Below are 15,256 nucleotides of genomic sequence, written 5' to 3'. Positions count from 1 at the left end.
TTACCGTTCCAGAACGAAGGTTCTTCCACTGGTTTAAATCAACAAGGAACTGGTATTCGAAGAGCCATTTTCTGGGGGCTAGTACATGTACATAATCAACTTGAACTTCAGGAGAAGCTGAGAGACGACACGAAGAAAAAACTCGAAAAGACACTCAAAGCTGAGCAAAAAAAAGCTAAACAAGATGAAGCAAAGATCGAAGCCTTGAAAGCAGAACTACAAGCTATGGGGGATGGGGCTGATATCGAAGTTGACCCAGATGATGTCGCATTGCCAGGGAATATTCTACTCATTGATGAACCTGAAAACGCCCTGCATCCTCAAGCAGTCCGCGCAGCACAGAAACAACTCTATAAGCTAGCTGAAGATGCGGATTGGCAAGTTCTTCTTACAACCCATTCGCCATATTTTGTAAATCCGCTAGAAGATCACACAACGATCATTCGATTAGAAAATACGGCCGTGGATGGACGTGTTAACTCGTTATCCTACGTTGCTGATAATTCATCATTTGAAGAGGCTGGGGTTTTGAATGGGCTCAAAGCGCTACTCCAACTTGATGTGAGCGTGTCTGAGATGTTCTTTGGCTCGTTCCCGATCTTAGTCGAAGGTGATACTGAACATGCAGCATTTCTATCTTCGATTATTGAAGAAAATAAGGAACTAGCTAAGCGGGCAATTGTGGTGAAAGCTCGGGGTAAGGCATTGCTGACCCCATTAGCTCAAATATTGAGACATTTCAAAGTTCCTTATGGGATCATGCATGATGCAGATACACCATATAATAAAAATGGAGGGAACAGTGGAACTTGGACGGAAAATAAAAAAATCCGCGAAGAAATAGAAACCGCTCGTTCCGAAGGACTTGTCGTTAATCACCATGTTAGTTTTCCTGATTTTGAGCACTGGCTAGATATTGAGCCTGTTGCAAAAGAAAAACCGATGAATGCCTATACTACTATTTCAGGAAACCAGCCATATATCACTAAATTATCGGAACTGTTTAACGCTTTAGCCTCGGATAACAATCACGACCCATTATCAATAGAAGATTTTAATAGGCATGCTGGAGGATACATGGATGCCTTGATTTCAGAATCAGTTGGGAAAGCAGAAGAACTGGGGATGGCTGATTTGCCTTGTTATTCAGGTATTGCACCAGCGCCTGAATGATGAAATGCAGAACAAAGAACAATCAATGGGGTCAGAGTAAATTGATTTTAATTATCCCTACAGTGCACTTCATAGAACATCCGGAAACCTACTAAGAGCAGCTCCAGTCCATAGACTTCCCAAGCTGCTCTGTAGACATCTACACATTAAACCTAAACAACATAATATCGCCGTCTTGGGTGACATAGTCTTTGCCTTCTTGGCGCATTTTGCCGGCGTCTTTGCAGGCGTGTTCGCCGCCCAGTTCGACGAAGTCGTCGTAAGCAATCGTTTCGGCTTTGATGAAGCCTTTTTCGAAATCCGTGTGGATGGCCCCTGCCGCTTGCGGGGCTTTGGAGCCTTCGCGCACGGTCCACGCGCGGGCTTCTTTGGGGCCGACGGTGAAGAACGTAATCAGCCCCAGCAGCTTGTAGCCTTCGCGGATGACGCGGGCCAAGCCGGTCTCGATCAAACCGATGGCTTCCAGGAATTCCGCCTTTTCTTCTTCGGATTCCAGCTGCGAAACTTCTTCTTCGATTTTGGCGGAGATCACGACGGAGCGTGCCCCTTGTTCAGCCGCCATCTCGGCCACCTTCGCCGACAATGCGTTGCCTTCGGCGGCTGCGTCTTCTTCGACATTGCAGACAAACAAGATCGGCTTGGAGGTCAGAAGCTGTAACATTTGGAAGGCTTTTTCTTCGTCGTCCGAACGTTCAACCGTGCGGGCCGGCTGACCGTCTTCCAAAACCTTCAGCGTGCGTTCCACCAGCTCCAAGGTAAGCTTCGCGTCTTTGTCGTTGCCGCGCGCTTTTTTCACCAAGGCCGTTTGGCGCTTTTCCAAGCTTTCCATGTCGGCGATCATCAGCTCGGTTTCGATGGTTTCGGCGTCGCGGATGGGGTCGATGGTTTCGTCCACGTGGGTGATGTTTTCGTCCTCAAAACAACGCACCACTTTAATGATGGCGTCGGTTTCGCGGATGTTGGCCAAGAACTGGTTGCCCAGCCCCTCACCTTTGGACGCGCCACGGACCAAGCCTGCGATGTCAACAAATTCCAACTGGGTGGGGACGATTTTGGCCGACTCGCCAATTTTCGCGATGGTGTCCAAGCGCGGATCCGGCACACCGACGCGGCCCACGTTGGGCTCGATGGTGCAAAACGGGAAGTTCGCCGCTTCCGCCGCTGCCGTCGCCGTCAGCGCATTGAACAGGGTCGATTTACCGACGTTCGGAAGGCCCACGATGCCGCACTTGAAACCCATCAGTCTTTATCCTTCTTATTGTTCGAAGAGCGCGGAGGCCGAACCGCCTGCGCCACGCGGGTCATGAAGTCTGGATCACGACCGTCGAAAAGCAAATCAATATTGTCGGCCACGGCGTCCAGCTCTGGAACGATCCAGTCCTGATCGGCCTTGGCGAAATCTTTTAACACATAACCCGACACTTGGTTTTTGTCGCCCGGATGCCCCACGCCCAAACGCACGCGGCCATACGTGTCGCCAATGTGTGCGTGCAGCGATCGAAGCCCATTGTGCCCCGCATGCCCACCACCGCGTTTGACGCGCAGCTTGCCCGGCGCCAAGTCCAATTCATCGTGCAACACGACGATGTCTTCGGGATCGATTTTGTAAAACGTCACGAGCTCTTTGACCGAGCGCCCGCTTTCGTTCATGAACGTTTGCGGTTTCAACACCAACACTTTGTCCGTGCCGATTTTGCCTTCAGCCAGCTCGCCTTGAAATTTTGCGCGATAGCTGGAAAAGGAATGGCGGCGGACAATTTCGTCCGCCGCCATAAACCCGATGTTGTGGCGGTTCCGGGCATACTTTTCGCCAGGATTTCCGAGCCCCACAACAAGAAACATGCTGAGCTGCAGCAAAGATTACTCTTCGCCGCCCTCTTCTGCTGCTTCGCCGTCTTCACCTTCTTCACCTTCGGCTTCGTCATCTTCGACAGCTTTGGCAACCGTCGGAGCGGCGATGGTGGCGATGGTAAAGTCGCGATCCGTAATGGTCGGCGTGACGCCGTCCGGCAGAGCGACGGAGCTGATGTGAATAGACGTACCCACTTCCAGACCGGTGAGATCGACGTCAATGGATTCCGGAATAGCTTCCGGGCTGACATTGAATTCGACTTCGTGACGCACAATGTTGAGAACGCCGCCGTACTTGAGGCCCGGGGAGTCTTCTTCGTTGATGTAGTGCATCGGGATGTTGACCGAGATGGTCGAACCCTTGGTGACGCGCATGAAGTCAACGTGGATCGGACGATCCGTCACAGGGTGTTGTTGAACGTCACGGGCAATCACGCGGTGTGCGTCGTCGCCGACTTTGATTTCCACCAGGTGAGAGAAGAAGCTGCCCGTCGAAGCCAGTTTCTTGATTTCGACCGGATCCAAAGAGATCATAACAGAGTCTTTTTTGTCACCATAGATGACGGCAGGCACGCGACCTTCACGGCGGGTCGCGCGGGCTGCCCCCTTACCTGCCCGCTCACGCACTTCGGCGTTGAGAACAAAAGCGTTAGCCATTTGGCTATCTCCTTTATAAAGGCGACATGAACCTCCAGGGGTGTTCATGTCAATAATGGCACACTGCAAGAGCGTGCCGCTCATAACCCCGCGTGGCCGTTAGACCCCGCTTAGGCTATTCATTAATCAAACAGCGACGAAACCGAGGTTTCTTTGCTGATGCGTTCGATGGCTGCGCCAATCAAATCCGCAATGGGCAGCTGCTCGATGTTGTGGGCACCCTTAACCGCATCCGTGGCTTGGATGCTGTCGGTCACCACCAATTTTTTCAACGGCGAATTGGTCACGCGGGTCACCGCGGCGCCCGACAAAACCCCGTGGGTGATGTAGGCGTAAACTTCCAACGCGCCTTGTTCTTTCAAGGCTTCGGCGGCGTTGCAGAGCGTGCCGCCGCTATCGACGATATCGTCAATCAAAATGCAGTGCGTGCCGTCCACATCACCGATGATGTTCATCACTTCCGACACACCTGCGCGTTCGCGGCGTTTGTCGATGATGGCCAAGTCCGCGTCCAGGCGTTTGGCAATGGCGCGGGCACGGACCACACCGCCGACGTCGGGTGAAACCACCGTGACGTTGCTTTTTTCATCGGCCAAGCGCGTTTTGATGTCACGCGCAAAGACCGGAGCGGCAAACAGGTTGTCCAGCGGAATGTCGAAGAACCCCTGGATCTGTCCAGCGTGCAAATCCATGGTCAACACCCGGTCTGCGCCTGCTGCCGTAATCATGTTCGCCACCAGCTTGGCCGAGATCGGCGTGCGCGGCGACGGCTTTCGGTCTTGGCGGGCGTAACCGAAGTACGGCAATACCGCCGTGATGCGCCGGGCTGAACCACGACGCAGCGCGTCGATCACGACCAGCAGTTCCATCAAGTTGTCGTTCGCCGGGTAAGACGTGGACTGAAGGACAAAGACATCTTCACCACGCACGTTTTCTTGGATCTCGACGAAGATCTCCATATCCGAAAAACGGCGGATGGTGGCTTTGGCCAGAGGAATCTTCAATTCCTCGGATATGGCTTCCGCCAGCGGAAGATTGCTGTTGCCTGCGACGATTTTCATCGAATATTCCAGCCCAGTTCTGCTTTGGCGTCCCGACGCGGTGTCCGGTCCAGTTTCACCCCGGCCAAAACCGGAGCAAGTGCCCATAAAACTTGAAGTTCCGCAGGCCTCACACAGGTCCAGCGGAACGCGGCGGAACATACCAAGAGTGCCCGTCCGTGTAAACGTTCAAAACACCCCAAAACAACAGGTTTTTTGCAATTTTTTGACGAAAACCGACTTGCGTTGGAGATTCAGGGCCAAAACCCACCGTTTGTTCATTGCGGCGGCGGTATGGCGCGGCCCGGTTGGCCCGGCAAAACGATGGCGGGGGGCTGGCCTTTGGCACGGTTGGGCGCACCCGGAGCCGGGCCTGAACGCAGTCCAAAGACGTGCTCGACCCCCACGGCGGCGGCCTTGCCAATCTTCGGCGCATAAGGCCCCCAACCGCCCACAAGATCGTTTTGTGTCAAGCGGTTATCCTGGACGGCAGAGCCCACCTCTTGGCCGTCCATGGTGAGCACGCGCCAAATGATGCGCACATCAACAATGCCCGGTTGATTTTCCGACAGCTCAAATCGGCCAGCCAGGCGGAACGCCGCTTGGCGTGGATCGCCCGTGACCAACACATCGGACGTGCGCAGCGCACCGGCAATGGCGTCCAACACCAAATCGCTGTCGGCTTGGGTGAGACCGGCCACCGGGTCCACCAACAAACCGCGCTGTAACGGGTCGATGGGTGCGGCCACTTTGGTTTCGTTTTTCACCATTTGCGACACCGGCCCGGCGGTGCCGATGCCGATGGAGGCCAGCAGCTGGGCAGAACCAAAGTCCCAATCCTGTACACTGCCCGAAACACCGTGGCTGTGGGTGGAGATCACCTGCCCGGTGGCGTCCGACAACACCCAGCGCAAAATGCGGTGGTATTTGACGCGCGGATCGGTGTTGCGCTCGGCCCGCCCGGTGAGAATGAAGTGACGACCCTGCCCTTGGCGGCCAGAGCTCACTTCGGCCTGAATGTCTTCGTGGCGCAGTTCCTCAACCACGTATTCGGCAATGAGCTTGGCCATGGGCACAGTGGTGCCTTCGGGCGGGACCACTTTGACGTGGGCCTGGGGCGTGTCGAGACGGGCATAGTAGTTATCCCACTGATTGTCCACCTTGGCCGGGCGCGATTTGGAACACGCGCTTAAGGCCAAAACGCCCAACAAAACCATCGACAAAACACGGATCATGGCTTCAATCCGATCAGCGATATTTGACGGCCATAGTCGGGCTCGCCCCGGTGCGTGGTGCGGCGATAGCTGAAAAACAAATCTTCATTGCGATACGTGTCGTAGGCCACCACCTCGACCTTGCTGACGTCGAGACGTTGCAGCTCGCCGCTCACATAGCTGGGCAGGTCGAACTGATAATGATCCGGTTTGGCACCGCGCTCAAAACACCAATCGGCCCAAGGGCTTGCTTCATTCACGGCCAGGCGCAAGTCCTCGCCCACCTCATACGACGCTTGATGAATGCACGGCCCCACGGCGGCGTGAATGTTGGCGATGTCTGCGCCGAGGGCCACCATCTCCGCCAAGGTCGCCGCCAGCACACCGCCCTGCGCACCTTTCCAGCCCGCATGCGCCGCACCAACGACGCCCGCAGTTTCATCCATGAACAGCACGGGCGCACAGTCGGCGGTGAGAATGCCCAGCGCAATGCCCGGGCGGTCCGTGACCATGGCGTCGGCTTTAGGTGGGTCTGCGGGGTCCCAAGGCTCCGTCACACACACGGCTTTGGGGGAATGGAATTGATAGCAGGTCACCAACTTTGCGTGCGCCCCTAAATCCAACTTACCCAGAGCGCGGCTGCGGTTTTCCTGAACGTTTTCAGGAACATCGCTGGAGCCCGGACCACAGTTGAGACCGGCGTAAATGCCGTCACTGACCCCACCTTCGCGGGTGCAAAAGGCGTGGCGGATGCGCTGGGACGAAAGGACAGTGGATTCGATCATGGCCGTATTTAACGGGGAGTTGCTGCGAAAGCCAAGCCTTCACATCTAAGTTTTTTAAGATGCCTAAAAAACACCTGGGATTAATTCACTTTATTCTTATTTTTTAGGGTGCTACGAATTTGAAGCGAGACATAGAGTTAGGGGCGAAGTCATGAATGGAAAAGTGATTGCGGTCAACCACCGCCTCGGCGCCATCGTCGCCGAAACGGACGCGTATGAGCACGTGATCCTCGAAGCCCACGGCCGCGTCGAAGCCGAGATCGGCGACGAGCTTGAGGCCGACTGGACGACGCTGGGCAAAGTGGTGGTGCAAAACCTCACCAAGGGCGGCCAGATGGCCGTGATGCTGCAGATTACAGGCATCAGCCGCAACGACGCCATTGCGCGGACGACGGTGGTTTAGGTTTTTGACACTTTTATTGAAGTCTCACCAGACCTGAAAAAAGAAATCGAACTATCCCAATCCCACCCACCAAAGGCAGGTGATACTAATGATTATGGAGCCATGGCCGAGCCTAGTCTCCATAACCAAGAGGTGGGTCGGCTTCACCGGCTGTGTCATGAGACAAGATATCAGCCAAATCCTCAAGCAAGGCCGTCATTGTCGCGTGATCACAACTTGCCAGACAGCTCTCATATGACAAAGTGAAGTGTCCATATGGGTTAATGTCGAGCGCCATACGACGGATTTCCCGCGCTGTACGGTCACGGAGCGCCTTATCAGGTAGCTTGCCTTCCTGCAAACCCACTTGAACAACGGCTTTGAATTTCTCCACAGCATTCTCATCTGCACTTTTCAACGCCAAACAGGCCAGAGCGTATAGATTGCGCTCAAGTGTTGCCCAGCCAGTTTGGTGCTGCCCTGCATCAAACATCCAGTGTTGTATTAACATCTGGCCCGTCTCAGAAATTCCCTCTGTACCGCGTTGCCGCAGCTCAAAAGCAAGTTTCAGCAGCGTATCGGAGTAATCAACTTGCTCCATAAAAGTTGCTGTTTCCTTATCGGTTGGGATGGACCACAAAACTGCGACCAGTTCATGGCTATGTTCTCTCAATTTGTCTCGTACATGCTCGCCACACGCAGCAGAGTTAGAAACAACAAGGAGTGCCTCAGTTATTTTCATCAGCCAGTAGAGTAGCTCTTGCACAAACAAAGTTTTCTTTTCAATGGCATACAACAACAGCTCTTTTACATTTTTAAACATGCCATCCGACCAGGGCTCAAAATTATGAGCGATTGCTTTTGCGTCCTGATCATCTTTGTCCGCCTTACCAATTGCATTCACCGTAGGTAAAAGCCACTGCAGTTGGGCCTCCGGATTTGCAGAAAAAAATGAGGCTAAGCTAGAGCTATGGAAACTCATGAAACGAGTATCCGGCTGATCAAGCAAAAGCTTTCCAACCATGGTGATGTACATGCGGATGTCGGCCGCAGCAATTGCGATATGGCTCCGGTGTGTTTTAGAGCGAAGAAGAGTGATATTCAAACGAGCGAGTTGCTCAATAGCCAATTGGGTGACAGCATTGTGATCCTTTCGGGCAACGCCAACGACAGATAGTGTTCCGATTGACTTCACCAACGAAACAATACCGTCAGGGCCTTCGACAGAGAATTGTGCATGGGCGCATCTCCCAAGCAGACGAATTCCCTCAAGCATAACATCGGGCATATTGTGAGGAGCCACAGAGGTAACGGCATCGGCCAAGTAACCAGATGCCAAATGGGCATGCGTCATCGTTGCTTCTTCAGACGCATAATCAATCGTCAAATAGATGTTTGTGAGGCTTTCGAATGCTCGAAATGTGAGCTCAATCAGCTGTTCGTCACCACGCAATACAGCCTTTCGTACCGTTTGGCGGAGATGCTCTAGGGTGTCGTTGATAAAGCCGTCTGTAACATAAGGGTTGTCGATGAGGGAGAGTTTTCCATGGGAGTGAAACGTTCGGCCTTTGGCCGAAACATACGCTACGTTTACTGCGACCAATGCAGTGAGAGCTGTTTCGCAAATTTCATAATCGCCTTGTTCAGCATATCGGTGTGTATATGAAACTGCATAATCAACGCTACGCTTTGCACTGTCCGTCCACCACGAATTTGCCTGGAAATATAAAAAACGGGTTTCATCGAACTTGTCGTTGGGATACGCCCCACTTACGGCGCTTTGAACAAGTGGAGCCGCGCGGCGCGATTGGCGAACAATTTTGTTAAGAGTTGATTTTGTTTCATCGACCAACATTTTCAGTTGTTGAGCCGGATTTACCAGGACTAGGGCTCGCTTATAAGCATACAAGAACAGTGCTATCATCAGCACCGTTCCCCAAAAAGCGACAAACAAAGTGATCCCGGCCCACTTTGCTTCGGATATTAAGGACAAAGCAGTGATGACAATGGCGACGAAAAAGGTTCCAGCAAAAGCCAAAAGCAATTTACGGTCTGAGCTCAATTTATGAAAAAGGCCATGTGGCATTCGTTCAATATTCACTTGCATGGCGAATAAAACGAGCGAAGACACGATTGCGGCGGCACCCAACAGAGCCGCGCCAACAGCAAGGTAAAGTTGCTGCAATGTTTCCAATTTAATGGCTAGGTAAGCAGCGTGGTGCAAATCCGGTATCCATAAGACACTCAGTGTCATAAGTGCCAGGAACAAAGTGAGGGCCAATTGTCCCGAATTTCGCGCATGCCACACCTTTAAATAATACTGCCCCCAATTCACTTTGTGCCAAAGATCCGCCAAACGATAGGACGTAGCTTGACTGATCGGGCTAAAGACATGCTTAACCCGGCGCCGCAGCCGATAGCCGATAACGCGCAATAACCGCTTAAACCGAGATGCAGAAGTATTTGGATTATTCAAACGGCCCCCCGGAAGAATGGAAACACAAACATCGTTTCATGAAACTTCCAAGGGACAATAACGGATTTTGTTTGAAATTTCGACCAATTGCCTGAATTGCAATGAAGTCGTGTAACTCGAAAGGCGCAAGACAAATTAAGCCTAGGCTAGGCCATTCCCTACTCCGCCCAAGGCGGCACACCGAAGCCTTTCGGGACAATCGCCATCACCTTAAACAGCTGCCCCATTTCGTCCGGGCCGGTGAGGCGTTTGTAGGCGGCGTCGATTTCGGCGACTTGCTCTTCGGTGGCGCTCATCATCAGCATGTTGGCGCGCTCGCCCATGCCGAGGCGTTCCAAGAACGCGCCTTGGGGTACGGGGCCCAAGACGTCTGCGCCGGCCTCTGCGGCCGCTTCGGTCAGTTGGGCGAAGTCGACGTGACAGGTGAGGTCTGCGTCCCCCGGATTTTTCAGGGGGTCGGAGTATTTGTGCGCACGCAGGGCCTGCAAGGTTTCGCCCGTGCCGTGTTCACCATGGCCGTAGTCGATGAACAGGGCCGCGCCGCCTTCCGCCACGATGCGCTCGGCAACTTCTTTCATGATGGCTTTGGATAGGGGCTGGTATTCAAAGATGCTGCCCGGCACCGTGGAGTTGCGCAGCTCTTCGGGGATGACGGAGCTGTCGGCCAAGTCTTGTGACAGGGTGAATGCAAACTTATCGCCTTCGTCGTTCAGACCAACCAAGCGTTCGCGCCAGCCGTCGTCCGCGCGTTCGATCTGATGCACTGGAAGGGCGTCGAAAAATTCATTGCCCAAGACGATCAGCGGGCCGGAGCCCACGTCGGCGAACGTGTCGCGCCACGCGGGCATGAGCATGGTGGGCTTGAGCATTTCTTTTTGTTTGGCGCGCAAGGCCGGGCTGGTTTCGATCAACCACACGCGCGCGGCGTCGTCAAAGTCATCCATGGCTTGGGCGGCGCGCAAGGCGTCCGCCATCAAGGTGCCGCGCCCGGGGCCGAACTCGACCACGTTCAAGGGATCGGGCTGGTTCAAGCCTTGCCACACCACGGCCATCCACAAACCGATCATCTCGCCGAACATCTGGCTGATTTCGGGTGCTGTGATGAAATCGCCTTCTTCGCCCAAGGGGTCTTGTTTTTGGTAGTACCCGTGTTCGGGATGGGCCAAAGCCAGTTCCATGTACCGGGCCACGGTGATGGGGCCTTCAGCTTCGATTTCAGCCTTGATGATGTCAAACAGCGCGCTCATGGGTACCTTCCTCTTTGATTAGAAGTTACTTATATAGCGCGTTTGCGGGCATATGCAATAAATCCTGCACCCGCCAGCACCATGGGAACGGACAACAACTGGCCCATGGTGGCGCCACCGAACAGGAAGCCCAAGTGCGCGTCGGGCTCGCGGAAGAACTCGACAATGATGCGCGACAGCCCGTAACCGATCAAAAACGCGCCGGAAATCACGCCCGGTGTTTTGCGCAAATTCTCATTGCGCCACACAATATGCAGCACGATCAACAACACAAAGCCTTCCAAAGCGGCTTCATAAAGCTGGCTGGGGTGGCGCGGATACGGCCCGCCGTTCGGGAACACCACGCCCCAGGCCACGTCGGTGGTGCGGCCCCAGAGCTCTGAATTGATGAAGTTGGCGATGCGGCCGAAGAACAAGCCGATGGGCGCAACAGCGGCGGCCAAATCGGCAAAGGCCCAGAATTGGATATGGCGCCGTTTACAAAACAACCAACCCGCAATCACAACACCGAGGAAGCCGCCGTGAAACGACATACCGCCTTGCCAAGTTTGTAAGATTTCGGACGGATGCGCCAAATAGTATTCCGGCTTGTAAAACAGCACATAACCCAAACGCCCACCCAAGATCACGCCCAAAACCGCCCAGGTCAAAAAGTCGTCGGCGTCTTTGCGTTTGACCAAGGCCCCCGCACGGTCGGCCAGCCACATCATATACTGCCAGCCCAAAACGAGCCCGGCGATGTAGGCCAGCGCATACCAACGAATGGCGACGGGTCCGATTTCAATGATGACCGGATCGATCATGGGGAACGCGATGGCGAGCATATGAGGGTCCAGGTCCTTAATCTTGTTGCGTTTGGTTTGCGAAAACCGTTCCCTGGCTAGGAAACAGCTCACAGGAAGTGCGACACCACTTTCAAGAGCTTTTGACGACGTCCAGGGGGCGGTTTTCGCAAATCCGTTGGACGGGGCGCTTTTTCGCCAGGACCGCGTTGTCAAGCTCTTGTAATGAGGAGCATTACGGCGATCTTGACGCCTTGTCCAGGCAAAAAATCGCCGCCGCCAAACGCATCAAGATTAAGGACCTGGACCCTCCGTTCCTTACCTAAAGGGGTCTTCGGCGTGCAGGTGATTTTGCACGTAAGCCTTCACGCCGTCTTCCAAGGACGTGAACGCTTTGTCATAGCCCGCCGCCTTCAGCTTCGACATGTCGGCTTGGGTGTAATACTGGTACTTGTCGCGCAGGTGTTCCGGCGTCGGGATGTATTCGATTAGCGGGTCCATATCCAGCGCGCGATAGACAGCCGCAGCCAAATCCTTGAACGGACGGGCCTCGCCCGTGCCGCAATTGAACAGACCCGACACGTCCGGGTTGTCCAACAGCCACATCATCAAATCCACACAGTCATCGACGGAAACGAAGTCGCGCAGCTGCCCGCCGTCTTCATAGTCCGGGTGGTGGGATTTAAACAGCTTGCAGGTCTCGCCCTTCGCGGCCACCGGATAGACGTGGCTGACCACGCTTTGCATGGTGCCCTTGTGGTATTCGTTGGGACCGTAGACGTTGAAAAACTTGAGCCCCACCCACTGCGGCGGCACGGCCTCGTTCTGGTCCAACATGCGCGCGACACGGCGGTCGAACAGCTGCTTGCTCCACCCGTACGGATTTAAGGGTTGCAGGGGCTTAAGCGCATCAATCTCGGCATTGTCCACAAAGCCGTGCTCCCCCCCGCCATAGGTCGCGGCGCTTGAGGCATAAATAAAGCGCGCTTTGTGTTGCGTGCACCATTTCCACAAATCCATGGACAGACGGAAGTTGTTGTCCATGATCTTGTCGCCGTCCGTCTCCGTGGTGGCAGAGATGGCGCCCATATGAAAGATGGCTTTGACGTTGCTTTCGTGCTCGGCCAAAAAATCGAACAGGTTGTCGGGGTGCACCACGTCGAACAGTTCGCGCTTGGCGATGTTTTTCCATTTCACCCCATCGCGCAAACGATCGACGATGACGATTTTGGAATAGCCGCGCTGTTCCAGCGCCCAAGCAATGTTGGAGCCGATAAACCCAGCCCCACCGGTGATGATGTACATAAACGTGAACCCCTTAGAATTTCGTCCTTGTTTATAGGGCTTGGGGCACAGCCTCGCAAGCGGCAGGTGTTGCACAGTGTTGCACTTCCAGCCCGCCCGCTTCATAATGCCGCCAAATTGGAACTTAAGGGTATCAGATCATGCAAACGTCCAACCGTATCCTCGACGATATGGCCAAAGTCGCCAGCGGCGCCGTGTCCGCAGTTACCGGTGTCAAAGGCGACGCCGACAACTTCTTGCGCCGCCATGTGGAAAAGCTTTTGAGCGAAATGGATCTCGTCACCCGGGAAGAATTTGACGCCGTTAAAGCCATGGCGGCAAACGCACGCTCCGAGCAAGAGAAGCTGGAAGCCCGCGTGGCCGAGCTGGAAGCTCAGCTCAAAGCCAAATAACCAGACCCGATTCTCCCGATTCCCTCACGTTTTTGAAAAAACGTGATTTTAGAATCCCTTAGCACTCTCGATTCGCTCGATTCGGGGGTGTTTTTGCGAATCGAGAGCAACATATTGGAATCATTGAGACTCTCAAAAAAGTTCCGCTTTTCCACACCAATTTACTTGCTTGTGCTTGCGACTCCCATATGGCTTCGACACACTAAATCTAGTGCTTGTGCCAAATGGGCACACATCAGGTGCCATAAACGCCGGATGAAGCTTGAGGATTTAAGGGACGTCGACATGGCAACCATGCACCGTGAACTGGAACTATCGCAGCACCACCCGATGGATGTGGTGGAGCAAACCGTGAACCTGTACGAATGGCAAACGGAACGCAGCTGCGACACCGAAATCGCTGTGCAGGCGCCGGGCAAGTGGTGCGACTATTCGCTCTACTTCACCTGGAGCGACAATGCCGAAGCCATGCAGCTCACCTGCGCGTTCGACATGCGCATCCCCGACAGCAAACGCACCCAGGTTCAAGAATTGCTGATGATGGCGAACGAAAACCTGTGGCTGGGTCACTTTACCCTGTGGGCCGACGAAGGCCTGCCCATGTTCCGCCACGCGCTTCCCCTGCGCGGTGCCGAAGCGCCGACGTTGGAGCAAGTCCAAGACATGGTCGAAACCGCGCTGTATGAGTGCGAACGGTTTTACCCCGCGTTCCAATACGTCATCTGGGGCGGTCAAAGCGCGGAACAAGCCATGGCGGCTTCTCTTTTGGAAACGGTTGGCGAAGCATGACGTCACTTCTGCTCATCGGCTGCGGCAAGATGGGCGGGGCCATGCTGGAAGGCTGGCTCGACCAAGGTATTCCTGCGCAAAACATCACCCTTGTGGAACCCAACATGGACTTGGCCAAGACTTTGGCCGGGAAGTACGGTGTCTGGGCCGCAACGAGTGCCAACGATTTATCCACTCGATTTTCCGCCGACGTGGTTGTATTGGCGGTCAAACCCCAAGTGATGGAACTGGTGTTGCCGCCTTATAAAAAGCTGGTGGACCAAAGTCCGGTGTTTTTGTCCATCGCGGCGGGCAAGACGCTGCAAAATTTCGAAGACATTTTAGGCCCCGACGCCGCCGTTGTGCGCGCCATGCCCAACACCCCCGCATCCGTCGGACGCGGCATAACCGTGGGCTGTCCCAACACAAATGTGACGGACAAGCAAAAGGCGCTCTGCGACAAATTGCTGCGCTCTGTCGGTCTGGTGGAATGGGTCGACAACGAATCTGATATGGATGCCGTCACCGCCGTGTCGGGCAGTGGTCCGGCCTACATCTTCTTGCTCGCCGAAGCCATGGGTTATGCCGGGCGCATGGCGGGGTTGGATGCGGATATGTCGGACCGCTTGGCGCGCGCCACCGTCGCAGGTGCGGGGGAATTGCTGCACCAATCCGACGAAGACGCTTCGACCTTGCGCGAAAATGTGACCTCACCCGGCGGCACCACCGCCGCAGCGCTTGAGGTGTTGATGGGCGAAGACGGCATGAAAGAGCTCATGACCAAAGCCATTGATGCCGCCACCAAACGGTCCCGCGAATTGGCGAACTGATGGAAGAGCTGATCAAATTCAGTGATTTTCTCAAAGTCGATATCCGTGTCGGCCAAGTCATGCGGGCCGAGCCCTTCCCAGAAGCCCACAAACCCGCCATCAAAATGTGGATCGATTTCGGCGACGACATCGGTGTGCGCAAAACGTCCGCGCAAATCACCCAGCACTACCGCCCCGAAACTCTGATGGGCAAACAGGTGGTCGCCGTGGTCAATTTCCCGCCCCGCCAAATCGGTAATTTCATGAGCGAGGTCTTGGTCCTGGGCGTTCCGGATGAAGACGGCGAAGTGGTGCTGCTCAAACCCGATCAATACACGCCCCTAGGCGGGCGTTTGTTTTAGGAACATCGCAACC

Annotated in this window: 16 protein-coding genes; 6 read left to right on the top strand and 10 right to left on the bottom strand. The window is 54.5% G+C overall.

Features of this window, described 5'->3' with window-relative positions; genetic code table 11:
- Positions 1-1,173 (top strand): ATP-dependent nuclease (locus V5T82_RS15625; RefSeq protein WP_332896596.1); only part of this gene is annotated, 1,173 nt, incomplete at its 5' end.
- A gap of 139 nt (positions 1,174-1,312) precedes the next feature.
- Here the strand turns inward: V5T82_RS15625 and ychF are convergent.
- The 6 genes from ychF to pgeF all read right to left on the bottom strand — a co-directional run bounded on the left by ychF (position 1,313) and on the right by pgeF (position 6,720).
- Complete coding sequence (gene ychF, locus V5T82_RS15620) at positions 1,313-2,413, bottom strand: redox-regulated ATPase YchF (RefSeq protein WP_332896595.1); 1,101 nt, start codon at positions 2,411-2,413, stop codon at positions 1,313-1,315.
- Positions 2,413-3,030, bottom strand: coding sequence for an aminoacyl-tRNA hydrolase (gene pth, locus V5T82_RS15615; RefSeq protein WP_332896594.1), 618 nt, complete (start codon positions 3,028-3,030; stop codon positions 2,413-2,415). Before pth ends, ychF begins: the two co-directional genes overlap by 1 nt.
- Before the next feature lie 3 nt (positions 3,031-3,033).
- Positions 3,034-3,681: a 50S ribosomal protein L25/general stress protein Ctc gene (locus V5T82_RS15610; RefSeq protein WP_332896593.1), complete on the bottom strand. Its 648-nt coding sequence runs from the start codon at positions 3,679-3,681 to the stop codon at positions 3,034-3,036.
- A 122-nt stretch (positions 3,682-3,803) separates the two neighbouring features.
- Complete coding sequence (locus V5T82_RS15605) at positions 3,804-4,742, bottom strand: ribose-phosphate pyrophosphokinase (protein WP_332896599.1); 939 nt, start codon at positions 4,740-4,742, stop codon at positions 3,804-3,806.
- Positions 4,743-4,999: 257 nt separating this feature from the next.
- Complete coding sequence (locus V5T82_RS15600) at positions 5,000-5,956, bottom strand: hypothetical protein (RefSeq protein ID WP_332896592.1); 957 nt, start codon at positions 5,954-5,956, stop codon at positions 5,000-5,002.
- On the bottom strand, positions 5,953-6,720 hold the full coding sequence (pgeF, locus tag V5T82_RS15595; RefSeq protein WP_332896591.1) for a peptidoglycan editing factor PgeF: 768 nt from the start codon (positions 6,718-6,720) through the stop codon (positions 5,953-5,955). Before pgeF ends, V5T82_RS15600 begins: the two co-directional genes overlap by 4 nt.
- Before the next feature lie 151 nt (positions 6,721-6,871).
- Between pgeF and V5T82_RS15590 the strand changes: the two genes are divergently transcribed.
- Positions 6,872-7,123 carry a hypothetical protein gene (locus V5T82_RS15590; protein ID WP_332896590.1) on the top strand — a complete coding sequence of 84 codons (252 nt, stop codon included), beginning with the start codon at positions 6,872-6,874 and terminating at the stop codon, positions 7,121-7,123.
- A gap of 112 nt (positions 7,124-7,235) precedes the next feature.
- Here the strand turns inward: V5T82_RS15590 and V5T82_RS15585 are convergent, their stop codons facing one another.
- From V5T82_RS15585 to rfaD, 4 genes are all read right to left on the bottom strand, one after another.
- Positions 7,236-9,578 (bottom strand): hypothetical protein, encoded by a 2,343-nt coding sequence (locus tag V5T82_RS15585; protein WP_332896589.1) that lies wholly within the window; start codon positions 9,576-9,578, stop codon positions 7,236-7,238.
- A gap of 158 nt (positions 9,579-9,736) precedes the next feature.
- Positions 9,737-10,825, bottom strand: a complete 1,089-nt coding sequence (locus tag V5T82_RS15580; RefSeq protein ID WP_332896588.1) for a class I SAM-dependent methyltransferase — start codon at positions 10,823-10,825, stop codon at positions 9,737-9,739.
- A gap of 29 nt (positions 10,826-10,854) precedes the next feature.
- A complete protein-coding gene (gene lgt / locus V5T82_RS15575) occupies positions 10,855-11,649 on the bottom strand; it encodes a prolipoprotein diacylglyceryl transferase (RefSeq protein WP_332896587.1) in 795 nt (264 codons plus the stop codon).
- Positions 11,650-11,925: 276 nt separating this feature from the next.
- Positions 11,926-12,912 (bottom strand): ADP-glyceromanno-heptose 6-epimerase, encoded by a 987-nt coding sequence (gene rfaD, locus V5T82_RS15570; protein ID WP_332896586.1) that lies wholly within the window; start codon positions 12,910-12,912, stop codon positions 11,926-11,928.
- A gap of 140 nt (positions 12,913-13,052) precedes the next feature.
- Here rfaD and V5T82_RS15565 point away from each other — a divergent pair, with 140 nt between their 5' ends.
- From V5T82_RS15565 to V5T82_RS15550, 4 genes are all read left to right on the top strand, one after another.
- A complete protein-coding gene (locus V5T82_RS15565; protein WP_332896585.1) occupies positions 13,053-13,304 on the top strand; it encodes an accessory factor UbiK family protein in 252 nt (83 codons plus the stop codon).
- Positions 13,305-13,589: 285 nt separating this feature from the next.
- Complete coding sequence (locus V5T82_RS15560; protein ID WP_332896584.1) at positions 13,590-14,093, top strand: type III secretion system chaperone family protein; 504 nt, start codon at positions 13,590-13,592, stop codon at positions 14,091-14,093.
- Positions 14,090-14,902, top strand: coding sequence for a pyrroline-5-carboxylate reductase (proC, locus tag V5T82_RS15555; RefSeq protein ID WP_332896583.1), 813 nt, complete (start codon positions 14,090-14,092; stop codon positions 14,900-14,902). The genes V5T82_RS15560 and proC overlap by 4 nt, the downstream gene beginning before the upstream one ends.
- Positions 14,902-15,243 (top strand): tRNA-binding protein, encoded by a 342-nt coding sequence (locus tag V5T82_RS15550; protein WP_332896582.1) that lies wholly within the window; start codon positions 14,902-14,904, stop codon positions 15,241-15,243. Before proC ends, V5T82_RS15550 begins: the two co-directional genes overlap by 1 nt.
- The last annotated feature ends 13 nt before the right edge of the window (positions 15,244-15,256 follow it).

The sequence above is a fragment of the Magnetovibrio sp. PR-2 genome (genome assembly GCF_036689815.1).
Classification (GTDB): domain Bacteria; phylum Pseudomonadota; class Alphaproteobacteria; order Rhodospirillales; family Magnetovibrionaceae; genus Magnetovibrio.
Note: the sequence above shows the minus strand (reverse complement) of the source record. Positions and strands in the feature narration are given on the sequence as shown.